The sequence below is a fragment of the Marinisporobacter balticus genome, from assembly GCF_004345705.1.
Classification (GTDB): domain Bacteria; phylum Bacillota; class Clostridia; order Peptostreptococcales; family Thermotaleaceae; genus Marinisporobacter; species Marinisporobacter balticus.
The window spans coordinates 297,481-323,361 of the sequence record NZ_SLWV01000001.1 but is presented as its reverse complement, the minus strand read 5'-3'; the positions used below and the strand labels follow the sequence as shown (position 1 = coordinate 323,361).

Genomic DNA, 25,881 nt, shown 5'->3' with positions numbered 1-25,881 from the left:
CAATTCTTTTAGGAAAAGTTTTGTAGAAAGAAGAGAGATTTGAAATAATAAATTGCTGATATTCAGCATGAGAAGTCCAATTTTTAAGCATAAGATATTCCTCCTAAAAAATGTATTTTAAGGAGCATGACCGCAAATTTTTATACGTGTGTCAAGTATTTTATGCAAAAAAAAATGGGGGAATCGATAAAAAATTAAATTAATAAAAGAGAGTAATCACAGGGGCAGATGAGTTTCTGTGAGAACTCAGAATGAGAAGGGGGGATTTTTTATGTGGGATAGATGGACAAGCATATATAGAAATTGAAAATGAGATTGTTACAGATCTAGTGTATAACTAAGATTTAGAGAATAGTAAGAGATTTTTTTAGGTATGAGAAATTGGATGGATTTAGAAAAACTTACATTGGTAGTTTTCAATTATTATTAGTATTGGTATAATAGGGTTTAAATAGAAACTTAGCTAAGTGAGTGATTATATGAGGATAAATATTAAAAAAAATAGTAACGTTGCTTTTTATATTCAAATAAAAAATCAAATAAAAGATATGATTTATTCTAGGCAAACGCCTAAAAATTATGTATTACCTTCGGAAAGGGACCTTGCAAAGAAACTAGATGTAAACAGAAGTACAATTGTAAGAGCTTATCAAGAGCTTAAAGCAGAAGGATTAATTGCATCAGATATTGGAAGAGGAACTTATGTCATTTATAATAATGCAGCTGTTGAGAACACTAAACCAAGAAATTTTGTAAAATCCTTATTTTGGCATGAAATGTATAGTGAGAGTTCAAAGAAGAATTATGATGATATTATTAGCAAAATAATGAATATTGATGGCAATAATAGAATAATTTCATTTGCAGGAGGTATTCCAGCACCAGAATTATTTCCTAGAGAAGAATTTGAAAAAATTCAGATTGAATTACTAAAAAGTAAAGTAGAAAATATATTTTCCCATAGTCCTGTAACAGGAGACAAACTGCTGAAAAAAGAAATTAAACATTTAATGTTAAATAGGGGAGTAAGAATACCAACTAAGGAAGTAATGGTTACATCTGGGTCACAACAAGGAATAGATTTGATTGTAAGAACTTTTATTAATGTAAATGATGTGATTTTAATAGAAGAACCCACATTTTTTGGAGCAATTCAATTGTTTGAGTCACTAGGGGCTAAGGTTGTAGGTGTTCCAACTGATGAATATGGTGTTCGGATTGATATATTAGAATACCTAATAAATAAACTTAATCCCAAATTTATATATACTATTCCAAATTTTCAAAATCCTACAGGTGTTTCTATGAGTATAGAAAGAAGATATGAATTGATAGGGATTTCAAAAAAATATAGTATTCCTATCATTGAAGATGATCCTTATGGAGAATTGAGATATGATGGGAGGCAGTTACCGCCTTTAAAAGCATTAGATAAGCATAATTATGTTCTTTATTTAAGTACATTTTCAAAGGTTATTTCACTAGGATTAAGAGTAGGATGGATCATTGCACCAGAAGGAGTAATAAATAAGTTAAGCATGCTGAAGCAGTTGACTGATTTGCATGTAAATACCTTGAGCCAGCATATAATATGCGAATTTCTAAAACAGGGTTATTATGAAAAGCATCTAGAAAGGATAAGAAAACAGTATTTGTTGAAAAGAGATATAATGACAAATGAGTTGAAGAGAAACTTTGAAGGTTTTAAATTTGAAAACCCAAAAGGTGGATTTTATATATGGGGAAAGCTTCCAAATAGAGTTGATCTAAATACATTATTTAAAAAATCTATTAAAAATGGAGTGGATTTTGTCCCGGGAAATTTCTTTTATAAAAACAATGAAAAAAATGACAATTTTATTAGGTTAAATTTTACCTATCCTAAAAAAGATGAAATTATAATAGGTATAAAACGATTGATGGACAGCTTTGATGAAATAAAAAGCATATCTAATGATTAATGTAAAAAAATATACGAGGATGGAGGAATTATTTTGAAGACAATTGGATTGATAGGTGGAATGAGTTGGGAATCATCATTGGAGTACTATAGAATTTTAAATGAAACGGTTAAAGAAAGATTAGGCGGGCTTCATTCTACAAAGAGTCTCATGTATTCTGTTGATTTTGAAGAAATAGAAATACTACAGCATCAAAATAAGTGGGAAGAACTTACTGATAGTATGATAGATGTAGCTAAAAAACTTAAAAAGGGTGGAGCAGATTTTATTGTAATTTGTACCAATACTATGCATAAGATGGCGAGTGACATAGAAAATAAAGCAGGAATAGAAGTTTTGCATATAGCAAAAGCAACAGGTGAAAAAATAGTTACTATGGGAATAAAAAAAGTTGGATTACTTGGAACTAAATTTACTATGGAAGGAGATTTTTATAAAAAGATATTAAGAGAAAAATATGATATTGAAGTAGGGATTCCTAGTAAAGATGAAAGGGAGATTGTCCATAATATTATTTATGATGAATTATGTAAAGGTGAAATAAGTGAGGACTCAAAGGAAAAATATAAAGAAATAATCAATAATCTAGCTATGAATGGTGCTGAAGGAGTAATACTAGGATGTACAGAAATTCCTTTGTTAATAAAGCAAGGAGATGTGGATATACCAGTTTTTGATACGACTACAATACATGCAGTTGCAGCAGTCGATTTTGCTTTAGAGAATATAAATTAATATTTTAAAAGTAAATAATCACTAAATCACCCCTAAGAAACATATTTATATAAGAAGGGGGTGATTTTTTGCGTTATAGGAGACATCACCGTAGAAAGATGAAAGGTAGCTTGAAAGCATTTATTAGCATAATTATAATTTTTTTAGTACTTATTTATGGTTTTATGTTAGTGGATCAGAAAATAAAACCTGCTTTTATAGCAATAGCAGAGGTGAAAGCGAGAGAAATTGCAACACGTTCAATTAATGAATCTGTAAATGCTGAAGTTTCAGAAGATATAAAATATCAGGACTTAATTTTTATAAGAACAGATAATGAAGGAAATGTAACGATGATGCAAGCGAATACTATGATTATGAATAAATTAGCAACAGAAGTTGCATTATCTGTTCAGGATAATATAAAAAAAATAAAAGCATCTACTGTAAGTGTTCCACTAGGAACAGTATTTGAGAGTCAACTATTGGCGAAATACGGGCCTAAGATTCATATTAATGTTACACCTATAGGTATGGTAAATGTAAATTTTAAAACGGAATTTGAGCAATCAGGAATTAATCAAACAAGGCATAAAATTTATTTGGTCATAAAAACACAAGTAAGAATTATTGTACCATTTTCTTCTAAAGCTACAACGGTTGAAACATCAGTACCTATTGCAGAAACAATTATTGTAGGGAAAGTGCCACAAAACTATATTTTTGTACCAAAAGATGAAGTACTGAATCTCGTACCAAACGAAATCCCATAATAAAAAAGGCCGTCTCACTCTGAAAATTAATTTCTAGAGCGAGACGGCTATTTTTTATAAATAGAAATCATGATTTTTTATGGATTTATAAATAGTTCTATTGTCTACAATCCAAAAATTATCTGAAAGAAAGGGATTTAAAAAATATAAACAGCCTCCAATATTATTGTTTCCGTTTAATGCTTGTAGAGCTGCTTCAATACTTTTGGTAGAAGGAGTATTGTAGATGGCTTTATTAAGTACTGGAGTGAATTGATAACCATACGCTTGATCAAAGATGACCTCTTTGATTGTATTAGGAAAAGTAGGACTATTTTTTCGATTGATAATGACATTACCCACTGCTAATTTGCCTTCAAAAGGTTCAGCGCTGGATTCAGCATGTATGATTCTAGAAAGCCAATATATATCTTCAGCAGTGTAATTTTGAGATTTTCGCGTATGGATATCTACTATGTAGTTCGTTGTATCCCAAGTGACAGCGCAATTGAATGCTTCAGCAATAAAGCGAATAGGAACAAAAGTTCTACCTTTATAGATGCTAATGGGTGCATCAAGTTTTATGGGATTTTCATTAATAGTGGCAGTTTGTGAACCAATGGGTAAAGATATGGTTTGCATATCATTCTTTAATATTGCTGTTTGGGTAGTTTCATCCCAAAGAATTTCTTCAATATTTAAAGATTCAGCAATAAAGCGAATGGGTACGAATGTACGAGAATTTTCTAAATAAGGAACTTCATCTGTAGGGATGTTTTTTTCATCTATTTTTATGGTGATGTTTTTTTCTAGTGCCACGGGGGAGATTTTCATCAATTTACCTGCATACAATTCTTCACCTAATTCTTCATTTATTATTTTGAGTTCATACAAATCTTTATTATATTTCTCAGATATTTTCGAGTAAGTGTCACCTAACTGTACCGTATGCATAACATAGGAATTTGCATGAACGGAAGTGGGTGAGAAGAGTATCCCAAGAGAAAGGATGATGGATAACAATTTTTTCATTTGCAATGCCTCCTAATATGTAATCACTAGGATTATATCATTAGGATTTTCTATATGCAATGTAGAAAAAATAGTAAAGATACCGTAAATTTGATATGCATGAAAAAATATCTATAAAGTACAAAAGGACATGTGAAATTTTATATAAGCATTTCTACAATAACAGGATAGTGATCAGACATTGTTACAGGGATGACTTGATAATTGTGAACTTGGATAGATTTAGAAGTAAATACATAGTCAATTCGTTTTTGAGAAACTCTAAAGGTTGGTAGATTTATTTTTTTCATGTTTACGGCAGTATCTATCATAGAAGGTGTATTAAATTTAGGAATCGTTGTATTAAAATCACCCATTAAAATAAATGGTGAATGGATGGATTGAATATATTTTTCAATTGCTTTAAATTGGCTTTTTCTTTTATTTTCATTTAAACCTAAATGGGTATTTAAGACATTTAGTTCTTTCGTTCCTACTTTTAGGACCGTATGTAATAGGCCTCTTTGTTCTTTTGCACTAGGTAAAGGAATAAAATTAACTTTCATGATTTCAAATGAAGTAAAAGTACCCACGCCATAATAACCATTACCAATTTTCACATTCGGTGCAAAGGCATCATTCATGTGTAAACCATTTTTTAGCTTATGAACTTGATAACCACGTTTATCATTTTCATTGAGTTCTTGAATCCCAATAACCTGGGCTTCTTCATTTTTCAAAAATGTAATTATCTTATTTAATTGAGGAATCATAAATAAATTTTTCCCACTATGGATATTATACGTGATTACTTTTAAAAAATAGGGATCTCTTTTCATAAAATCACTTCCTAGATTTATAAATTTTTAACACCTGTATAGAAGTTATCTTTTCCAACTTTGAAGATTTAAATCTGTAGGAAAAAAAGAAACGTATATTTACATACTATGTTGATCACATGAATTATATAATGACTTAACAGGTAATTTAAAGTTTTGGTGGGGAATTATCATTTTCATAAAAGTGATTTTAATAATAGTTAAAAACTTGATGATGAAATTTATTCATTTTCGCGTATAATAGACATGATAGAATAAGTTAAGGTTGGTGATGAAATGGAATTTAATGAAAAGAATGAAATTGTGAAAGAGATCGAACAAAGAGCCATATTAGTTGGATTAAGCACAGGCAGTAAAAAAGAAATCACAACGATTGAAAATTCTTTAAAAGAATTAGAGGAGTTAGCAAAAGCTGCTGGAGCAAAAGTTGTACATACAATGATACAAAACAAACAAAAAATTGATGCTACCTTTTATATAGGAAAGGGAAAGGTAGATGAAATCAAAATACTTGCTGATGAATTGGATGCAAATTTAGTTATATTTAATGACGAACTTTCAGGTGCTCAAATGAGAAATTTAGAACAAGTTATTGAAAGAACGATTATTGATAGAACGACACTTATACTAGATATTTTTGCCCAAAGAGCGCAATCAAAGGTTGGAAAACTACAAGTGGAGTTGGCACAACTCAGATATAGATTGCCAAGACTTATAGGTCTTGGAAGAGCGTTGTCTAGAACCGGGGTGGGGATTGGTGCACGAGGGCCTGGCGAAAAAAAATTAGAACTTGATCGAAGATATATACTAGATAGGATCAGTGATATAAAGAATCAGCTGGATGAAACAAAGAAAACGAGAGAAATTCAACGTAAAAAGAGAAAGAAAAATGAAATTCCAATTGTAGCATTAGTAGGCTATACAAACGCAGGAAAGTCTACATTGATGAATAAATTGATTGCAATGACAGACTATGATGAAGAAAAGATTGTTTATGCTGAAAATATGTTGTTTGCTACATTAGATACTGCCCATCGAAAAATTGTGTTACCTAGCAAAGAAGAATTTATTTTGATTGATACAGTTGGATTTGTGAGTAAACTGCCACATGCATTAATAGAGGCTTTTAAGGCTACCCTAGAAGAAGTTGTAGATGCAGACTTATTACTCCATATTATAGATGCTACAAATCAAGATTATGAAATGCAGATGAAGGTTACAGATCAAGTATTAGATGAGTTAGATGTAAAGGATAAGTCAACAATTCTTGTGTTTAACAAAATGGATCAAATGGAGGGGATACAGATACCTTGTGGAGAAGATACCATACACTTATCAGCAGTAGAAGGAATTGGAATGGAAGAATTATTATCTCAAATCAAGGGAAAGATATTCGCCTACATGAAGAAAATAACACTGCTATTGCCTTATGATCGAGGAGATATTGTATCTCATTTACAGGATAAGACAAAAGTAGAAACATGTGAATATAGAGAAGAGGGTGTTTATATTGAAGCTTGCTTAGGGCCTATAGATTATAATAAATATGTGGACTATATGATTTAAAGTATGAAGTTAGGCATATGAACAATGAAAAGAATATTTTATGAAGCAATAGAAAACATCGAGAGGAGACTAGGAAATTTTTAATGAAGTATTTCCTTTGTCTCTTCAACTACTTGTATGATATTTTTATAGGCAGATAAGGTACCACGTGTAACAATAGGTCTTCCAAATTTTACCCATTTTAATCTTCTAGATGAAAAGCCACCAATGCGCATCAGAAAATTTACACAGGGAAGGGTATTGACTATTAAAAGATCTTCTTCTTTTTGACCTAATATACGCCACATATCTTTTATGGCGGGGATAACAATTTGAGGTGAAAATTGTCTACCCAATGTGTGTACTTTATTACCGAAAGTATCTGTGCCTCTATAAATAATTTTTCCCTGGTCTGTTTTTTCTAAAGTATCAAAGAAAGGAATATTTAATAAATCATATTTACTTGGTGTATGATCTGTGGGTAACATGTTTAAGTGAATTGCAGCAGCGGTACAGGATGAATGACAACCACCTACGCAGTGATATATGATATACAAAAAAACACCTCCAATGCTATTTCCATTAGTATGCGTGAAAAATAAAGCGATTATTATTGCAAAAACATACATGTTTTTTTAAAATAAACAGATAATATAACCAAGAGATGGAAAAGAATAAATATTATAAATTTTCAGAATAGAGTTGAAAAAAAACTGTGTATATTATATAATTATAAATAATATGAAAGGAGGAGTGTCTCATGCTTTTTAGAAATTGCTCTGGCGGGGTAGTATTCTTTGATGATAAAATTTTGCTTTTGAAAAATGAAAAAGATGAATGGGTATTGCCAAAAGGAGTCATTCGTAATGGGAGTCTCTCAAGGGATGTTGCTTTAAGCCGTGTGAAAGAAGAATCTGGTGTTGAAGCTGAAATTATTTCTTGTGTGGGAGAAACTTGTTACGAATTTTTTTCTTTAACAAGACAAAGGCCAGTCTGCAATGAAATAACATGGTATTTAATGAGGGCATTAGATGAAAGCTGTAGCTTAAATGAAGCGCTAGGATTTAAAGACGTTGGATTTTATGATATGGATGAAGCTCTAAATATGATTACATATAATCAAGACCGTTCTTTAGTAGGCTTGTCATATAAAAAATATAAAAAAATAGTTGCTCAGGAAATAATGGTATAATAATAGAAGAGTAGGATCCTACTCTTCTATTATTTTTAAATTATCTGCTAGGAGGGGGATTTATGATTAAAAGATATAAAACCATATCCAGGTATGCTGAAGTAGAACATATTATTGAAAAATCAAAATTTATTGGGTATGCAAAACCTGTTGAAACGGAAGAGGAAGCTATTGCATTCGTTCAAGAGATAAAAGAAATGCATAAAAATGCAACCCATAATGTACCTGCATACATAGTAGGGAAAAAAAATGAAATACAAAGATATAGTGACGATGGAGAACCAGCTGGAACAGCAGGTGTGCCAATCCTAGATATGTTGAAAAAAGAAGAACTCAAAAATATAGCTATTGTCGTTACAAGGTATTTTGGAGGAATTAAACTGGGGACAGGAGGTCTTGTTCGGGCATATACAAATACTGCAAAATTAGTGATGAATAAATCGCAGGTTATAGAGAAAGTTTTACATGATTTGATTAAAATTAGAATAGATTATTCTATGCTGGGTAAAGTCCAAAATGAAGTATTAAATGCTGGATATTGTATAAAAGATACAATATTTGATGATGCAGTAAATATGTATGTATATGCTTTTGTGAATCATAGTGAAGAAGTTATAAAAATGATTAAAAATATAACCAGTGCAAAGGGCGAAATATCTATCCAAGATACATTATATCTTAATGTATTAGAGGGAAAGATTATGAAAGAATCTTTAGGGTAAAAGTCGTACTACTTGGTACGACTTTTTTCTTTGTAAAAAAATTCATATGCACCCATAAAAAATAGAAAGATACCAAAAGATATCTTAAGTATATGGGAGGATAGCTTCACAGCAAGAAAAGAGCCTATAATAGATCCTAAAATACCTAGACCAATAAATGGGATAGAAATAGATGTTTCAACATCTTTATTTTTAAAATGTGTAATGAGCGCAACAAATGCTACAGGTATAAAAGATAATAAGTTTACCCCTTGAGCTTGTTGTTGCGTAAGGGGAGTAAATAGAGTAAGAGCTGGAATTAAAAGTGTTCCACCGCCAATACCCATTCCACCAATAATTCCTGAAAAAAATCCAATTAATATCAAATACATCAAAACACCATCCTTATGGCAGCAATAATCATAAAAACAGCAAAAATTTTTCTAAGTAAATATTCTGGAATTTTTGATAAAAGTTTTGCCCCTATGTATCCACCTAAGATGCCACCTGTCATAATTTTCAATGTAACAGGCCAAACAATGATACCATGTTTCATATATATAAATGTACTTACAAGGGCAAGTGGCAGGATTATTGAGATGGCGGTAGCATGTGCTTTATGTTCATCTATATCTAGTAAAAAAAACATTCCTAGGATCAATATTGTTCCTCCACCAGATCCAAATAAACCATTAACCAGACCTGTGGTAATACCTAAAAGAATGAATTTAAAAGTGAAGATTTTTTTTTTCATTTTTTCACCTACATAATAAAGATTTAAAAGAGGCATAAATATAGTGTTTGCAATAAAAATTATTTTATGAGGCTATTGACGGATTTATAAATCTATTATAAAATAAATACATATATTCCGATAGAATAACTATGAATTGGAGGTTTTAATTATGAAAGTAGCAAATAGCATTATAGAGCTAATAGGCAATACGCCTATGGTAAAATTAAACAAATTAGTTGGAAAAGATGATGCAGAAGTATACCTTAAACTAGAATTTTTTAACCCAGGAAGTAGCGTAAAAGACAGAGTGGCTTTAAATATGATTGAAATAGCTGAAAAAGAAGGTAAATTAAAGAAAGGTGCTGTAATTATAGAACCTACTAGTGGCAATACGGGGATAGGTCTTGCTATGATAGGTGCATCAAAAGGATATAAGGTGATCCTAGTGATGCCTGAGACAATGAGTATTGAGAGAAGAAAATTATTGAAAGCCTTTGGTGCAGACATCATACTTACTGATGGTGCATTAGGGATGAAAGGGGCTATTGACAAAGCAACTGAAATTGTAAAGAATAATCCGTCTTATTTTATGCCACAACAATTTGAAAATGTAGAGAATCCACAAGCGCATAGAAACACAACAGCATTAGAGATTTTAAAACAAATGGATAATCAATTAGATTTGTTTATATCTGCAGTAGGTACAGGTGGAACCATTACTGGTGTTGGAGAAGTATTAAAAGAAGCAAATAAAGATGTAAAAGTTGTAGCTATTGAACCTAAGAATTCTCCAGTGCTTTCAGGTGGAAAACCTGGCGCACATAAAATCCAAGGAATAGGTGCAGGATTTATTCCAGATATACTTAACACAAAACTAATTGATGAAATTATACAGGTAAAAGATGAAGATGCGATGGAAACAGCAAGGCGCATTGCAGTTGAAGAAGGGATTTTAGTAGGAATATCTGCAGGATCAGCTATTTTTAGTGCAATGAAGAAAGCTAAAGAGCTTGGGAAAGGCAACAAAATCGTGGTGATTGTACCAGATTATGGTGAAAGATATTTAAGCACACCTTTGTTTGATTTTGAATAAATGAGGATTTTATAGATAAAGGCATAGTAAAAAGATATGCCTTTATCTATAAAAAGTTTTTGTGGTATAATAGCAGAAGAATTATTTTCGTCTAAATTTAAAGGAGGGAAAGATTTTATATGAATAAAAGAAGTATAGAAGAAAAAATAGACTTAACAGTGCATTGGCTCAGAGAAATGGTGGAACAGTCTAAAACAAAAGGATTAGTAGTAGGTATATCAGGAGGAATCGATTCTGCATTGGTTGCTTATTTGATAAAAAAAGCATTTCCGGAGAATTCTTTAGGGGTTATTCTACCTTGTAAAAGTAATCCTGAGGATAAGGAAGATGCACTAAAAGTTGCAAAGGGATGTGGCATCAAGCACATTGAAATTGAACTGAGTGATGTACATAATGCGCTGTTGGATAATATTGTAAATATCATGAAAACAGAAGACTTATTTAATGACAATAATTTTAGATTAAGTGATGCAAATTTAAGAGCAAGACTTAGAATGAGTACTATTTATTGTGTGGCAAATTCACTGAACTATCTTGTTGTAGGAACAGATAATGCTGCAGAAGTATATACTGGATATTTTACAAAGTATGGAGATGGTGGTGTAGATATCATGCCTATTGCAAATTTACAAAAGAGAGAGGTATATGAATGGGCTAGATACCTTGGTGTAGCAGAAAGTGTATTAAAAAGACCTCCGTCAGCAGGTCTTTGGGAAGGACAGACAGATGAGAAGGAAATGGGAACCACCTATGATTGTGTGGACGATTTGGTAGCGGGAAAAGATATTCCACAAAGAGATAAGGAAATTATTGAAAAATTACATATCCGTTCAGAACATAAAAGAAAAATGCCTGAAAAACCACTCGTTTTTTAAATGATAATATAATGAATAATATTTTTTATATAACAAATAATAATGTTGTACAGGACAATAGAGAAAGCGAAGTTTTAGGAATGAGTCCGAAATACTAAGTGGCAAGTATCTTAAAGACCTCTCTCTATTGTTCCTGTTTTTTATTATGCCATAGATTTAGCTAAGTCATCTATCATCAGCATGATGTTTTTCATAACAATACTAGCATTGATCCGAATAAGATTTAAGTCCTTTTTATCAATAGATTTTTGCAAATTGATTACGGAGGCATCAAACTTATCTGCTGTAGATTTTGCTTTATTTTCTATGAGATCAGATTTTATACTTTGTCCTTGTTCTTTAATTTTGTCTAAACTTTTCTGTGCAACATCATAATCATTTATGGCTGCATTTAAAACTACGTTTCTTGTAAGATATTTTAGTGTAAATACTGTAGGTGGAATTTCTTTTTTAAAATAAGGCATAAATTTCGGTAAATAAGACGTAAGATTATTAGCAGTACTAAGGGTAGCTATATAATTTTTTTCAATACCATAGGTGGTCAATGCATCTAATGTTTCTTCAAAACCTGCAATAACTTCAGGTGAAACACTTTGTTCTGTTAGTAAAGGTTCTAATACATTCCATTTATTGTGTATGCCTATAATGGTTGTATTGACACTTTTCCATACTTCTGAAATATCTTTAGGCGGTTTGGCTACTTGATTTTCATCAGAAGATACCTTTTCTCTTTTAAGTAATTCTGTAAGGATACTTTCGTCGATGGTCATAGGTTTTGGTTTTTCTTGTTCACCATTAGAGGATTCAGGTTGCTTGCTTGCATTTTCATTATTTTTAGTAAGCATCTCCATTTCCATTTTTTTTGACTTTTTTTGCTCTTCAATTTCCTTCGTTTCTACAATAACCCTTTGAAAGTAAGGCGCTAGGTCTGCTTGATGCATAATTTTTAATACATCTTTTTCTATTTCTTTTATTGTTTTTGGTAAAGGCTTTGGTTGGCCTTCAGACTGTGAATTTGGTTCTGAGGATTTTTTCGTACAAGAAGCAATAGAAAAAACCATACAGATCGTCATGAATAAAAGAATATATTTTTTTAATATTTTCATACCATCACCTCTAAAATAGTATTTCCATAGTAGGTATAAAGCATACTGTATAAATTATATTTTGATGGAAGAAAAATCAGGAACCATATCTTTTTCATATTCATAATATAGAATTAAATGGAAAAATACATAAGGAAATATATATAAAAGGAGCCGATGACATGAGAATTGGTATAGATGCTAGGGTAGCTAGATGGAATATAGGTTCTGGATTGGAAAATTATACAAGTAATATTATTAAAAATTTAAAGAATATAGATCATAAAAACGAATATATACTATTTATTCCTGAAAAAGAAGAAAACTATGGATTGTTTAGAAGTGAAAAAGAGGAAGAAGTGGAAAAAAGAAATGAATTTTGGAAATTGATGCATGAACCTTTTCGGAAATATAATACTGAAATAGATATTTTTCATAATATGAGTAATGGTATTGATATACCAGATCATAAAAATTTTAAATTGATTATAACGGTAAAAGATCTCATACCTTATGTGATGTCAGAAAATATTGAAAAACTGCACTTAGAATACGTTTTAAAGCATACGTCAAAAGTGATTGAAGAGGCTGATAGGATTATAACTGCCTCTAATCATTCAAAAAATGAAATTAGTAGATATTTCGATATTCCTGAAGAAAAAATAAATGTAATTTATGATGCACCGGATGAAATTTTTAAACCTATAGAAAAAAAAATATCAAAGAAACTCATTGCAAAAAAATATGGTATAAACAATAAGTTCATACTTTTTGTAGGGGGAATTAGTCCAAGAAAAAATATTAGAAGGTTAATTCAGGCATTTTCTATGATTGCACATGAATTTAAAGAGGAGTATAAGCTTGTAATTTTAGGAGAGTATTCTGAAAACTATGCATGTTTAAATAGTCTTTTAGAGAAATTATCATTGAAAGAAAAAATTATATTTACAGGTTTTGTACCTAAAAATGTATTGCCATTCTTTTATAATGGGTGTGAAGTATTTGTCTATCCATCTTTATATGAAGGGTTTGGGTTACCACCTTTAGAAGCAGCAGCTTGTGGAGTACCTATTATAACATCTAAAGTTACGTCTATGCCTGAGGTTATGGGAGAAAGTTGCATCTATATTGATCCATACGATGTTATAAATATTGCCCAAGAGATTTATGATACGGTTATTGATACTAAATTGGGAGAAACATTATGTATAAAATCTTTAGCGCATAGCAAAAAATATTCATGGAAGAGGGCATCGGAAGAAACATTGAAAGTGTACAATAGCCTAATGGAATAGTACATAGGCATATATATGATTTTACAAAGATTAAAAACGATGGACATAAACATCCATCGCTCGTTTTAGTGGAATATATTCATAAATGTTGTAATAATACCAGCGTTACAGAAGTCGATAAACAAACTTCCAACTAATGGAATGATGAAGAATGCTGCTGGAGCTGGTCCAAAATTACTTGAAATAGCTTCCATGTTTGCAATTGCATTTGGTGTAGCACCCATTCCAAAACCACAGTGTCCACCAGCTAAAACTGCTGCTTGATAATCTCTTCCCATTATATTAAAGGTTACAAAATATGCAAATACTGCCATAAGTACTGTTTGTGCAATTAACATTACAAGCATTGGAATTGCTAAATCAGCAAGTTGCCATAATTTTAATCCCATCAATGCCATTGATAAAAAAAGAGATAATGAAATATTTCCCAATAAATCAATTTCAGTGTTTGGTGTTTCATATGCATTTGTAACATCAGAGATGTTTCTCATAATTGCTGCTGCAAACATTGCACCGATATAAGAAGGGAGAGTCCAGCCTGCCTTTTGCAGTAAGCTTGAAATAATTGTTCCAAGTCCCATCGCTATGATGATTTGGAATGCTGCCGATGCAAAGTTGTTTGGAATTAATTCTTTAGATTCTTTCTGTTCTAGTTGTGCGCTTTCTTGCGTAACTTCTGATTTTGATGACTTAGCTAAAAGATTGTGTTTGTCAATTAATCTTTTTGCGATTGGACCACCTAACATACTACCTGTAATTAAACCAAATGTTGCAGAAGCCATTGCTACTGTAGTTGCACCAACTGCACCAGCTTCTTCAAATAAAGGTCCAAAGGCACCACTTGTTCCGTGACCACCAGTCATAGGTGTAGAACCAGTTGAAAGACCGATAAGTGTATCTAAGTTGAAAACCTTTGCTAAACTAACGCCTAAAACATTTTGAAGTGCTACAAGAACTACTGCTATTCCAAGGAATAAGCCAACTTGAAGTCCACCTTTTTTTAATAATTTAAGACTAGCTGTAAAACCAACTGTTGTAAAGAAGGCAGTCATTAAAACACCTTTTAGTGTCATATCCATCTCAAATATCATTGTTCCGGTTTGTTTTAATATTAATGCAAGAACAGCGAAAATTACGCCACCTATAACAGGCGATGGAATACAGAATCTTTCTAAAAAGTCAACCTTCTTTCTAATAAACTTACCTACTAATAAAACTACAACTGCAAGTGCTACTGCTTGAATCATATCTAATTCTAATATCATGTGCATATACCTCCTATAAATTAGTTTTGTATGAAAGCGTTTACAAGTCAATTGTACAGGAGGTGCTACGTGATCCGACAGATTACAACCCAATGTTACAAATTAAGTTTTTATAATTCAACATTTCGCAAACGATGCAAAATGACTGTCATTATTCTAAAAATTCAGTCTTGAAAGCATGCCCTCAATGAACTTTTTAATATTGATTTTACCTCGATCTTCTTTAGCCGCATGGAGATGTTTTATTTCTTGCTTTACTTGTTTTAAATCAAATAGACGCGTGCTGTACTCTGTGAATTTGATATTATAGTAGTCATCATTACCTAACTCAGCAATATTTTCTAAAGCTTTAAGAATAGTTCTTCTGATTCTTTGTTCAATGGTTCTTGCATTAATATGTGTGTCCTTTGTAGCATTTTCTTCGTTGGCGATTTGTTGATAAATTTCTTGCAATTGGTAAGTGGATGAAAAGTTTTTCCTTTTAAAGGATATGATTTTTTCAACGACATTCATCAAATCTTTACTACCAGATTCACCGATGATGCCAATATCTGTGAATATATTTACCATTTGATCATGTATATTTGGGGTAGATACAACATTTTGTGATTTTTCAATATTGAATACAGCATTTTTAATGAGGATTACAGATTTTTCAAGTTCTATATTATGGCATACACCTCTGATTACATTGAGGGCTTCAATCATATTGATTGGTTTATGGATAAAAAATACAATGCCATTTTCATACGCTTTTGTAATCATATTTTCATCTTCTACCTGAGAAACCATAATAAATTTACCTTTATAACCAAGAGATATTGCAGAATCTATAATTTCGATACCATCTTTTACAGGTAACAAAAAATCGATGAGAACAATATCAGGATTATAAAAAACAATTTCTTCTGGAGCATGCTCTCCACTACCTAGCTCTTCAGAAACTTTACCTAAATTGTTTTTTAGGATTAAGTGTTTAAGCATTTTTCGAATATTAATATCATCATCAATAATTAAAAAAGTATTTGACATAAATTACCACCCAATCAAAGAATTTTTTGGTATAATTATTTTAAAAGTAGTACCTTCATTTAAACGTGATGTAACCTCGATATTACCATGAAATTCATCAACAATATTTTTAACATGAGAAAGACCTATTCCTGTAGAAGGTTCACCTGATGTAGCATTATACTTTGTTGTAAACCCAGGGTTGAAAATATAGGCTAACATATCCTCTGGTATTCCTTCACCTGTGTCTTTTACATAAAAAATAATATTGTTTAGATCATCTTCTTGTATAATTTTAATCAATCCCTTACTTTTACAAGCATCGATGGCATTTATAATGAGATTATTTAAAACTGTAAACAAATGATAATATTTCTGAAGTTGAAAATCATTTTTAAAATCAAAACTTACAGATAGGTCGTTATTATTTTCCTTAAGATTTCTATTTGTGTTTTCACGTATAATTACAAGCATATCCGATAACATCATTGTACCATTTTTTTCAAATGTTTTTAAGAAACTTTCAAATCCATTTAATACTCTGTAATAATCTTTTTTAATTTCGTGTATTTCTCTTGCAATATCTAAGGTTTTTTGTTTTAAAATCTTATCCTGCTTATGGGTCTCGTATAATTGATAGCTTTTACGCATAACAGATTCTATATCATGCGTAGATTTTTTCAAATAAAACATTTCAGCTTGGATGTCAGAAATTAATATATTTAATTGACTGTAGCGCTTTTGATGTTCTCGTGTCAATAGGAATAATTCTTGCTTTTTATAGAGGAGATAAATAAAATAAGCGATAATACTTCTTGCTAATCCAACGAGTACGGTTATTTGGATAATACGTAGTGTAAATGTTTGAGATCTTATAATAATTTCAAATATATTACTAATGATATCTGTAAAAGCCAAAATAATAATGGGCATAATAAATTGGTTTTTATATTTTCGAATATTTGTAGTGAATGCAAAAAAACCATATAAAATATAATAGATGATGGATGGAAAATGAAGAGAGAGAATTTCTCCAAAAGGCATAGAAGTAAACAATATATAAATGAGACACCTAACAAAAAAAACTGCGATCCCAGAAAAAAAAGATATTGAAAAAGGGGAGAGATCTTCATCAATTAGGATAGCTAAATTTAATACAATAATTCCAGCAGAAAATCTCAGTAAATTGTGAAAAGGATAAAAATATATCTCACCAAATAAAGTAACAGATAAAATAAGTATAATATACTTTTTAATGCTACGCATAGTTTCCTCCAACGCTTTTGTCTTATAAAAATTATTGTATAGCAAAATGAAACTGATCACAATTAGTTTCAAAATTTTTTTGATATTTTCTAAAAGGTACAGGCACAAAAAAAAAATAAAAAAATAGAATGATAGTACATGTGATATTTAAATCAGTTAGAAGGGAGTATATATACTATATGGGTAAACAGGGGGCAATTAAAAAAGTTTTTCCAGGAGGTAACACAGCAAAAGGATTTTATTCTTATTATGATAACATTATTAGTACGGATGCGAATAAATTATTTATTATAAAAGGTGGACCAGGAGTAGGAAAATCTTCATTCATGAAAAAAGTAGCTTTTGAAATATTAGAAAAGGGATATGATGTGGAGTTTCATCAATGTTCGTCAGATAACAATTCTTTAGATGGTATCGTAATACAGGATTTGAAGATTGCTATTATTGATGGTACAGCACCACATGTAGTGGACCCTAAATATCCAGGCGCTGTAGATGTTATACTTAATTTTGGAGAATTTTGGAATGAAATGGGGATATTAAAGAATAAAGAAGAGATCATAAAAGTTACTTCGGAAATTGGAAAACGGTTCAAAAGAGCTTATAAATTCTTTGCTGCAGCAAAATCTGTAAGAGATGATGTAGAAGAAATTTATGAAGAAGCATTAGATCATGGAAGTGTAAATCAATCTTCAAGGGTGTTGAAGAAAGAAATATATGGTTCATTAAATGATGCACAGCAAGAAGGAAAAGTTAGACATTTATTTGGGAGTGCATTATCCCCTAATGGATTAGTGGATTATTATGAAACAATTGTTGGAACCATGAAGAACATATACTATGTGGATGGTTCTTACGTAAAAGGAATTTCAAGATTTATAAAGGGTATTGTAGATGAAGGAATAAAAAAAGGATTGTATATAGAAGCTTATCATGAGCCATTAGATGAAAGGAATATCGAGACAATCATTATCCCTAAATTAAGTATTGCCATTACAACTAGTGACAAGTATGCCCATACGTACTATAAAAAAATCACATTTGACACATTTATGAAACAAGAAATTTTAGATATGTATGTAGATGCATTAGAGGAAGATAAAGCATTCATAGAAAATTTAATCCGCGCAGGAATTGCAAATATAACAAAAGCAAAAAAAGAGCATGATAGTTTAGAAAAATCATATGTTTCTAATATGAATTTTAAAGAAGTAGATGATTTGAGAGAAAAAATAATGAAAAGTATATTGGTATATGCGAAAGAAATAATAAAGTAAAAATATTTTAGGACTGGAAAGTCCTTTTTTAAATTTATATAGTATAATTTAACATATAAGTAAAAAAAAGAATTATAGGAGGCAGTATGAAAAATAACAAAATATCTAAGCTCACATGTATGATGCTTATGGTAAGCATGAGTGCAATTGCTTTTTGTATTATAAAGAGTATTCCTTTGTTTTATGGTTTTTTTGTAGGATTAGTTTTTTCGGTTATTTTGTTGAGGATGGATGGTTTTTCTTTTTATTGCTTAATGGATATGATTTGGAAAGGGATTAAGGATTGTTCAACTGTATATGTAATTGTATTGTTAATGGGAGGGATGATATCTATTTGGATTGCCTCAGGAGTTGTACCTACTATGATTTATTATGGATTTGAATATATGGGGCATATTAATTATGTACTTGCATGTTTTTTTATCACTGCAGTGATCTCTTTTGTCATGGGGACGGCTTTTGGAACTATTAGCACCATTGGTGTAGCCTTACTTGGAATCGGAAAAGGATTACTAATTCCTACGCCTCTGCTTTTAGGGACAATTATTTCGGGCGCATTTATAGCAGATAAGCTTTCGCCTATTAGTGCATTGGTGAATCTTACGATTCAAATAACAGAAGTGAAATATAAGGCGTTTTTTAGACATACGTTAGTTACATTGATTCCTGCAGTGGTTCTTAGCGGAATCATTTATTATATACTAGGAAGAAACTATGCAGCAGAGATTGATCTTGTAACATTGAATACATATCAAAGAAATATTAGCCAGACTTTTTTTTTATTACCAATACTGTTAGCTTTTCCAATTGTGATGGTGGTGCTTGCTATATTTGGTATAAAAATTATACCCAACATGACATTCGGCTTGGTTAGTGGTATGGGGATTTGTTATTTTTTACAGCAAATGCAAATAAAAGAAATCCTAGGAGTTCTTTTATTAGGATATAAGTCGAATACTGGGATAAATCAATTGGATAGTGTGTTAAGAGGTGGTGGTATGATCCCTATGTTGGAGGTAATACTCATTATTATAGGTGCTATTGCTTTAAATAGTGTATTAGAAGGAACCAAGACAATCCATCCAATAGTAGATTGTATGGTTTCTAAAATAAAAACAAAGGGTAGATTAATTACGACAACAGGTATATTAAGTATTGTTTTAACTACTGTTACTTGCGACCAGACAGTAGGGATCCTATTACCAGGGAAGTTTTTAAAAAGTAAATATAAGGAATTAGGAATAAGAAAAACTACTCTTGCAAGAAGCATTGCAGATACAGGCACAACCATAGCCCCATTAATCCCTTGGAATGTAAATGCGATTATTATTACTGCTATAACAGGGGTAGGTGCAACCGAATATGGAATTTATACTGTATTATGTTATTTATCGCCTATGATTACAATGTTATATGGTTATATAGGATTAAAAGAAAATAGGAATGAGAAACAAGAAAATATAGGTAGTTGTTGAAAAATGGGTGAAAAGTTTTAAAATACTATTGTCGAATGATGTTTATTTCTGTATAATTAATAATTGTAAGTACAGTTATTTTCCAAGTATATAGGGTAGGAAAAAGAAAAGTGTCTGCGTCAGATACTTTTCTTTTTTATGTGCGCCTAGCATGGACGCAAACTAGTCGGTGAAAGTTTGATACGGGGGTTGATAGTGCCAACTGTTAGCTGATGGTAAGGGTGTTCACCGTGAAGTGGAATCTAAAGTAATTTACCAACGAATTGTAAACAATTCCGTTGCTCAAAGGAAGCCTAAGACAAAACTCTGGTCTGAGGTACACGAACTACATTCGAGGCTTAACCTTGTGGATGAGATTGCAATTCAAATCAAAGTCCTAGACTATCCAAAACAGAAAGCGTGGGAATATGCAAATACATGAAAAGGATATTAGAGAATATCAGCGAGTCCAATATTAAATAAAACCATAACGAATCAAAGATTGATTAATCATGGTTTTAAGAGTTTATCCTTGCAGTATAAGAAAATCAGATTCTTTTAATGAACCGCCAAGTATCGAACGGTATGCTTAGGGGTGTGAGAGGCCGGTAAATAAAATAATTATTTACCTCCTACTTGGTTTATGATAACTGATTGTTTAGGAATATACATCATTTTCCCATAGTCCGTAACAATACTATAATTATTTGATGAAAAACCCAAAAATGATTCTAACCAATGATTTGTATCATCAATAATTGCAATTGAGGTAGAAGTATTTTTAAGGATGCCTTCTTTCATAATGAATCTTTTATATTTTGGGCTCCAATAATAATTTTCTTGAGTAACAAGTTCCTCTACCAATTTAAAATCTTCTTTCATAGGAAAAATCTCTTTTAGTGCTTTAAATTTCTTCCTGCTTATAGAGACGGATATATTTAAATTAGAACTTTTATCAAATGCAATGGTGTTGTTTTCTATAATTTGTAACCATTCATTAGCGAGAGCATTAGGACTTAACCACTGTGCATTATAGATTTCCTCTTTGTATTTTGTTTTTTTCCAAATACTTTTGAAATTTTCATCTAGATAAACGAAAATTTGTATAAACTCTTCCAAAAAGAATGCCCCTAACTTTTCATCTAGTAATTGATTGCTTATGATTAAATTATAGCCTAATTCTGGAACCGGTAAAAAGGAGATGTCTTGAACCGGCAGGATATTTTCAATCTTATTTGTAAATACGTATGCATCATTTATAGGTGTATATATGGCAATGACAGATATGTCTTTTGATAGATTGAGTACCACGATTAATTCATCTTCATTAAAGGGTAACACGTTAGACTGATAGACAAGTAATTGAATATAGTCAACATATTCAAGCCATTGTTTATATTTTAAGTTTTCTAGTGTAGTAAGGATGATGGCTTCAGAAGATTTTCTAGAAAGCTTGTTGTCGCTACTATAGTAATTATTTAATACATCTTTAGAAATCTTAAGATCAGGGACTACATAGGTTTTAAAAGTAGATATGTATTGATTATTATTAAAAAAAACATTTAATGTTAAGACCGTAAACAACAAAAGAATAATAAGCAGAAATGCAAATAAATTTTTTAGCATCTAGAATCACCTCATTTAAATATATGTGATGGGTAGATAAATTTGAACTAATAATTTTTATAAAAACACACATATAGACAGGCAGAATAAGATAGAGTAAGAAAGATATGATTAAGGAGGCATACTTTATGGACAAGGTCCAAAAAATATATAGTGAGATGATAGGGTTTATTCAAGTTTTTATCATAAAATATGAGTATGAGCATAGAGGAATATTAAAAAAAATGAAAATAGATAGTCGCTTAAATATGGAGATAGATGATGAAAAATGGTGTCAATTATTTCTTTATAAATCTTGCTTTAATCACTGTGCGCAATTTATATTATTGCGATATATTGAAGATAGTGGGTTAAGTTATATGAGGATGAATAAGAAAGGTATTGAGAAATGGAGAAGTTTTGTAAAGAATATATATGACGCATTAAATATACTATATGATCTTGCAATTAAGGATTTGCAACAGGATCATAATGATAAAATACGAACCTTATTTAAAGAAAGTGATTATGATGTATTCAAAATAGATGATGAATTAGCAAAACTACTATGTGAAAAGCTTTCGAATATAGATTTCTCAAGCTTAAAGAAAAGTGAGATGATGGCTTTATTTCAATTGATTTATTCTCTAGAACAAAGAGAAGATATGAGATTACATGCGTTTTATAAAGATGCATATGCGCTGTCGTATATATTGGATTTAGAAAATAGGCAAGGCGTTTTATAAAATAGAGGTAAGTATGATTATATGATGTGAAAAGTATGATGCTATTGCAGATAATAAGATATAATAGTATTATAATATAAAAGTTGGAATGGATTCAGTAGGATAGGATCTATGCTCCTGCTGAATCTTATATAGCTATAAGAATATGAAATAAAACTAGAAATTGTAGTATTTTCTAATTTAAAATATATTATACAAGGAGAGAGATCGATGAATTTGCAAAACTTGGAGATGAAAATAGAAGAAAATGTGCTGAATTTTTTAGTGAAAGGTAAATTTAATGAGGATATTGAAGATGCAAAGGAATATTTTAATCGTAATTTTGGGGAAGTGATGGTCAATGACAAATGGATCATAGACTTTAATTCTTGGCTAATTTATGACTATAAAATGAAAAAGGGTAAAACCATTATTGAAAAATATCATGAATTTATGGAAGACCAATTATCAGATGAAGAAAATGAATGGATTGAAAAAAGAATACAGTCGTATTTAAGTTTGTATGAGTTAAAAAGAATTGAAGAAAACGAAGGTTTATTGCAAGACATATTTACAAAGAAGGAATATTGGATCAATTTAGACCAAATTCAAGAGATGAAAAGTAGAGATTTAATACTTGCTAGGAGAATAAAAATTGCAAAACAATATAAACTAATTGGGAACACGATATATGTACCAGAAATTTTTAGAAATGATATAGAAAAAAATATACTCATACAATATGAAGAATATAAATATAAAAGTAAATATGGGAGTGTGGAAGAATTTCTAAAGAGTAATCGGCTTTTGTTAGAAAAATATATAGAAATCATTATAGATGTTACGCAGGAAACTGAAGATGAAGAGTCATATAATGTTTGGCAAAGCATCTATATTATACATGATATAAAAGAGGTCAAACAAAAATTATTAAATCATGAAGCTGTGCAATTAGATTATGAAGAAAATGTAAATTGTTATTTTAGATTAGTGAGTGACAATAGATTATTAGCAGAAATTGTTTTAGGAAATAACCGAATAGAATTAGAATGCACTTCAGAAAGTGACCGGATCAATACAAAAAAGATGATTCAATCCATCCTAGGGGACTTAGTAAAACATTATAAAGATGAAGTTATAGGAATAGAGAGTATTATTTAAACGAGGGGAATGAGAAATGAAAAAATGGGAATATAGAATTATAAATCTACATGCAAAGGGTGTAACAAATTTAGTACTTAGCAAAGAAGATGAAGATGTACTTAACGCGTTAGGGGATGAAGGATGGGAGTTGGTTTCTAGTGTGCCAACAGTAAATGGAAGAACCATTTGTTGTATGTTAAAAAGAGAAAAATAAATCAATAAAATGCTTTTTAAAAATTGACAAGGTAGCATAAACTATATAAAATAGTGTATAATTTAAATTAGGCATATATATTTTGAAGGGGGATAAGAAAATTTTATGGAAATATCATTATCAGATCTGGTTGACTCGTGTAGGGAAGATATATATTTAGAAATGGATACATCTAACGCGCAGGTAGAAGATGAATTAAAGTTTCTGAAAGAATTTAAAAAGCTTTTAAAAAAATATAATAAACCTACAAACCAGATTGATTATTTGATAAATGAACTAGAAGGAAATATAGATTTTGAAAATGTTATCCACATTTTTGATATTGATGAAAAGAGTATCAAAAATAAGATTGAGAAACATCCTTATTTTAAAAATCCTTGTGACTATCCTATTCGCCTTGTTACAATTATGAAATATTTAAAGAAAAAAGGGGTAAATATTCACTACAAAGATATGGACTTGATTGTTGATAAATTGATTCAAGCAATTGATGGCGTCAAAAAAGTCGGGGATGGGATGTATTTTAAAAAGATAAATTAAGTAAAAAAATAATGCGAGATTTTCGCATTATTTTTTTTATAATACAAATACATACGGAAGCAAAAAACGTGCAGGAATTCGTGAGCGTATATAGAAATAGTATAGATAACGAAGCTAAGGGATAGAAGGTGAAAAAGTGAATCTGTTTAAGCAGAAGGAAATACCTTCGCAAGGATTGAATAAAGAGAAAAAATTAAAATATAAAGTGTTGATCTGCGCAATGTTAATGATGACGATTGCAGGGTATATTTATTTTATTGAACAAGATGATAGATTTGTTAAAAATATTTTTAATAGGACATCTAAGAAACAAATTTTTGTCTATCTTAAAGTTGTACAACCATTAGAAGAACGATTTTATGGTGTAGTGAATGAAAATGTTGACTTAAAAGATAAATGCTTATATGATGATAAAAAAGATCCATATCGAATAAAAGAAAATATAGTAGCAATAGATGGAATTATGATTGATTTAGCTAATGTTGAAACGAATGATTTCATGTTAGAGAATAAATATTTATTTTTAGAAGAAATAGAAATAATGAGAGATATTTTGTTAGAAAAAAAATTAGGAATAGAAAATAATGATGTAAAGAGCCTTATAAAAGCTAATGCATATTTAGAAAAATATTTTTTAATAGGACAAATTAGAAGACAAGTTTTGAAAAAGATTTTTGATAAATATTATATTGTATATTTAGAATTAGACAACAGAATAAAATACATAACAAAATAAAGATAGTCATAAAAAGAGTATAAAATCTTTTGTCAACACTTCTTGTCAATAATGGAAGATGAATCCTCTGTAGTAATATTATAAGGTTCCTCATAAGTGGGTAACTTGATGTTTTTAAAAGCATTGTAAAGTTTTCTGATAAACCCCGTTTTGGTGTTCAGTAAAAATTGTATAGCATTACGATTATCCCGAAGGATGCTACGTAACGTAGATTCATCTAGAGATAATTGGTAATCGTTTTGAATGTTTATCCCTATTTTTTCTAAAGGTAATTTATAAGATGAAAGTATGATTTGAATACTTTGACAATAATTTGTATCAAAAGAAGTATCCAGATTTTTTAAAGAGATAATAGATTTGTTATATCTATAAACAAGATCACGAATCATAGCTATAAGATCTTTATAGTCAGTATGAATGAATTCTTTTAAGGTGTATTCTAGTTCCTGTTGGACTTTATAGAAATAGAAGTATTCTTCTTTCAGTTTTTTTAGATGATCGTAAAAATTAGATGTACTGAAAAAATTATTTTGTGATGATTGAAAACTCTGATTATACATTTTATTGATTTTTTTTATAGGCGAAATAGGATTCACTTGATTTATTACAGTATTTCTATTTACATACATGGTATTGATTCTTGCTTTATTAGAGGAAGATATTTTTTTTATAGACACACAATCACTCCTTCCATATATAATATATATCGGCATAAAATATAAAATATTTTGAAAATAGCATAAATTTCTTTATGATTACTAGGAAATGATAGTTTCTAAGAAAATGGAGCAACTGAGGTAGCAGCGGGCGAATTTTTTATTTTAAATTGAATGAAGGTGTCTAAAT

27 protein-coding genes are annotated in these 25,881 nt (G+C 30.3%); 16 read left to right on the top strand and 11 right to left on the bottom strand.

Features of this window, described 5'->3' with window-relative positions; all coding sequences use genetic code 11:
* The first annotated feature begins 479 nt into the window (after positions 1-479).
* The 3 genes from pdxR (at position 480) to yunB (ending at position 3,448) form a co-directional block, all read left to right on the top strand.
* Positions 480-1,961, top strand: coding sequence for a MocR-like pyridoxine biosynthesis transcription factor PdxR (gene pdxR, locus EV214_RS01620; protein ID WP_132242011.1), 1,482 nt, complete (start codon positions 480-482; stop codon positions 1,959-1,961).
* A 33-nt stretch (positions 1,962-1,994) separates the two neighbouring features.
* Entirely contained in the window at positions 1,995-2,696 is a 702-nt protein-coding gene (locus tag EV214_RS01615) for an aspartate/glutamate racemase family protein (protein ID WP_132242009.1), read from the top strand.
* 68 nt (positions 2,697-2,764) lie between these two features.
* Positions 2,765-3,448: a sporulation protein YunB gene (gene yunB, locus EV214_RS01610; protein WP_243116519.1), complete on the top strand. Its 684-nt coding sequence runs from the start codon at positions 2,765-2,767 to the stop codon at positions 3,446-3,448.
* 54 nt (positions 3,449-3,502) lie between these two features.
* Here yunB and EV214_RS01605 read toward each other — a convergent pair whose 3' ends face one another.
* Both EV214_RS01605 and EV214_RS01600 read right to left on the bottom strand, forming a co-directional pair.
* Entirely contained in the window at positions 3,503-4,459 is a 957-nt protein-coding gene (locus EV214_RS01605) for a stalk domain-containing protein (RefSeq protein ID WP_132242007.1), read from the bottom strand.
* A 140-nt stretch (positions 4,460-4,599) separates the two neighbouring features.
* Positions 4,600-5,277: an endonuclease/exonuclease/phosphatase family protein gene (locus tag EV214_RS01600; RefSeq protein WP_132242005.1), complete on the bottom strand. Its 678-nt coding sequence runs from the start codon at positions 5,275-5,277 to the stop codon at positions 4,600-4,602.
* 276 nt (positions 5,278-5,553) lie between these two features.
* Between EV214_RS01600 and hflX the strand changes: the two genes are divergently transcribed.
* Entirely contained in the window at positions 5,554-6,843 is a 1,290-nt protein-coding gene (hflX, locus tag EV214_RS01595) for a GTPase HflX (RefSeq protein ID WP_165916171.1), read from the top strand.
* 80 nt (positions 6,844-6,923) lie between these two features.
* Here hflX and EV214_RS01590 read toward each other — a convergent pair whose 3' ends face one another.
* Positions 6,924-7,379, bottom strand: coding sequence for a DUF3189 family protein (locus EV214_RS01590; RefSeq protein ID WP_132242003.1), 456 nt, complete (start codon positions 7,377-7,379; stop codon positions 6,924-6,926).
* Positions 7,380-7,582: 203 nt separating this feature from the next.
* Here EV214_RS01590 and EV214_RS01585 point away from each other — a divergent pair, with 203 nt between their 5' ends.
* Positions 7,583-8,014 carry an NUDIX hydrolase gene (locus tag EV214_RS01585; protein WP_132242001.1) on the top strand — a complete coding sequence of 144 codons (432 nt, stop codon included), beginning with the start codon at positions 7,583-7,585 and terminating at the stop codon, positions 8,012-8,014.
* A 62-nt stretch (positions 8,015-8,076) separates the two neighbouring features.
* Complete coding sequence (locus tag EV214_RS01580) at positions 8,077-8,736, top strand: YigZ family protein (RefSeq protein WP_132241999.1); 660 nt, start codon at positions 8,077-8,079, stop codon at positions 8,734-8,736.
* A gap of 8 nt (positions 8,737-8,744) precedes the next feature.
* Here the strand turns inward: EV214_RS01580 and EV214_RS01575 are convergent, their stop codons facing one another.
* Positions 8,745-9,107, bottom strand: a complete 363-nt coding sequence (locus tag EV214_RS01575) for a sulfite exporter TauE/SafE family protein (RefSeq protein WP_132241997.1) — start codon at positions 9,105-9,107, stop codon at positions 8,745-8,747.
* Positions 9,107-9,469 (bottom strand): sulfite exporter TauE/SafE family protein, encoded by a 363-nt coding sequence (locus EV214_RS01570; RefSeq protein ID WP_243116518.1) that lies wholly within the window; start codon positions 9,467-9,469, stop codon positions 9,107-9,109. Before EV214_RS01570 ends, EV214_RS01575 begins: the two co-directional genes overlap by 1 nt.
* Positions 9,470-9,620: 151 nt before the next feature.
* Between EV214_RS01570 and cysK the strand changes: the two genes are divergently transcribed.
* The gene (cysK, locus tag EV214_RS01565; RefSeq protein ID WP_132241993.1) at positions 9,621-10,544 is read left to right on the top strand and encodes a cysteine synthase A; all 924 of its coding nucleotides are present in this window, start codon (positions 9,621-9,623) and stop codon (positions 10,542-10,544) included.
* Positions 10,545-10,663: 119 nt separating this feature from the next.
* Positions 10,664-11,419, top strand: coding sequence for an NAD(+) synthase (gene nadE / locus EV214_RS01560; protein ID WP_132241991.1), 756 nt, complete (start codon positions 10,664-10,666; stop codon positions 11,417-11,419).
* A 143-nt stretch (positions 11,420-11,562) separates the two neighbouring features.
* Here the strand turns inward: nadE and EV214_RS01555 are convergent, their stop codons facing one another.
* Complete coding sequence (locus EV214_RS01555; protein ID WP_132241989.1) at positions 11,563-12,525, bottom strand: hypothetical protein; 963 nt, start codon at positions 12,523-12,525, stop codon at positions 11,563-11,565.
* Positions 12,526-12,686: 161 nt separating this feature from the next.
* On the opposite strand from EV214_RS01555, the gene EV214_RS01550 reads away from it, so the two are divergent.
* A complete protein-coding gene (locus EV214_RS01550) occupies positions 12,687-13,799 on the top strand; it encodes a glycosyltransferase family 4 protein (protein WP_132241987.1) in 1,113 nt (370 codons plus the stop codon).
* A gap of 65 nt (positions 13,800-13,864) precedes the next feature.
* On the opposite strand, the gene gltS is transcribed toward EV214_RS01550, so the two are convergent.
* From gltS to EV214_RS01535, 3 genes are all read right to left on the bottom strand, one after another.
* Positions 13,865-15,064 carry a sodium/glutamate symporter gene (gltS, locus tag EV214_RS01545; protein WP_132241985.1) on the bottom strand — a complete coding sequence of 400 codons (1,200 nt, stop codon included), beginning with the start codon at positions 15,062-15,064 and terminating at the stop codon, positions 13,865-13,867.
* Positions 15,065-15,220: 156 nt separating this feature from the next.
* Positions 15,221-16,096 (bottom strand): response regulator, encoded by an 876-nt coding sequence (locus tag EV214_RS01540; RefSeq protein ID WP_132241983.1) that lies wholly within the window; start codon positions 16,094-16,096, stop codon positions 15,221-15,223.
* A 3-nt stretch (positions 16,097-16,099) separates the two neighbouring features.
* Positions 16,100-17,341, bottom strand: coding sequence for an ATP-binding protein (locus EV214_RS01535; RefSeq protein WP_132241980.1), 1,242 nt, complete (start codon positions 17,339-17,341; stop codon positions 16,100-16,102).
* Positions 17,342-17,520: 179 nt separating this feature from the next.
* On the opposite strand from EV214_RS01535, the gene EV214_RS01530 reads away from it, so the two are divergent.
* Positions 17,521-18,618 carry an ATPase gene (locus tag EV214_RS01530; protein WP_132241977.1) on the top strand — a complete coding sequence of 366 codons (1,098 nt, stop codon included), beginning with the start codon at positions 17,521-17,523 and terminating at the stop codon, positions 18,616-18,618.
* An 86-nt stretch (positions 18,619-18,704) separates the two neighbouring features.
* The gene (locus EV214_RS01525; RefSeq protein WP_132241975.1) at positions 18,705-20,093 is read left to right on the top strand and encodes a Na+/H+ antiporter NhaC family protein; all 1,389 of its coding nucleotides are present in this window, start codon (positions 18,705-18,707) and stop codon (positions 20,091-20,093) included.
* 600 nt (positions 20,094-20,693) lie between these two features.
* On the opposite strand, the gene EV214_RS01515 is transcribed toward EV214_RS01525, so the two are convergent.
* Positions 20,694-21,698: a hypothetical protein gene (locus tag EV214_RS01515; protein ID WP_132241973.1), complete on the bottom strand. Its 1,005-nt coding sequence runs from the start codon at positions 21,696-21,698 to the stop codon at positions 20,694-20,696.
* Positions 21,699-21,826: 128 nt separating this feature from the next.
* Between EV214_RS01515 and EV214_RS01510 the strand changes: the two genes are divergently transcribed.
* The 5 genes from EV214_RS01510 (at position 21,827) to EV214_RS01490 (ending at position 25,035) form a co-directional block, all read left to right on the top strand.
* A complete protein-coding gene (locus EV214_RS01510; protein ID WP_132241971.1) occupies positions 21,827-22,423 on the top strand; it encodes a hypothetical protein in 597 nt (198 codons plus the stop codon).
* Between the two features lie 210 nt (positions 22,424-22,633).
* A complete protein-coding gene (locus EV214_RS01505; RefSeq protein WP_132241969.1) occupies positions 22,634-23,563 on the top strand; it encodes a hypothetical protein in 930 nt (309 codons plus the stop codon).
* Positions 23,564-23,579: 16 nt separating this feature from the next.
* Positions 23,580-23,759 carry a DUF4177 domain-containing protein gene (locus tag EV214_RS01500; protein ID WP_132241967.1) on the top strand — a complete coding sequence of 60 codons (180 nt, stop codon included), beginning with the start codon at positions 23,580-23,582 and terminating at the stop codon, positions 23,757-23,759.
* Between the two features lie 105 nt (positions 23,760-23,864).
* Positions 23,865-24,299, top strand: coding sequence for a hypothetical protein (locus EV214_RS01495; protein WP_132241965.1), 435 nt, complete (start codon positions 23,865-23,867; stop codon positions 24,297-24,299).
* A 136-nt stretch (positions 24,300-24,435) separates the two neighbouring features.
* A complete protein-coding gene (locus EV214_RS01490; RefSeq protein ID WP_132241963.1) occupies positions 24,436-25,035 on the top strand; it encodes a hypothetical protein in 600 nt (199 codons plus the stop codon).
* Positions 25,036-25,067: 32 nt separating this feature from the next.
* Here the strand turns inward: EV214_RS01490 and EV214_RS01485 are convergent, their stop codons facing one another.
* Positions 25,068-25,712, bottom strand: coding sequence for a hypothetical protein (locus EV214_RS01485; RefSeq protein WP_132241961.1), 645 nt, complete (start codon positions 25,710-25,712; stop codon positions 25,068-25,070).
* Between the last annotated feature and the right edge of the window lie 169 nt (positions 25,713-25,881).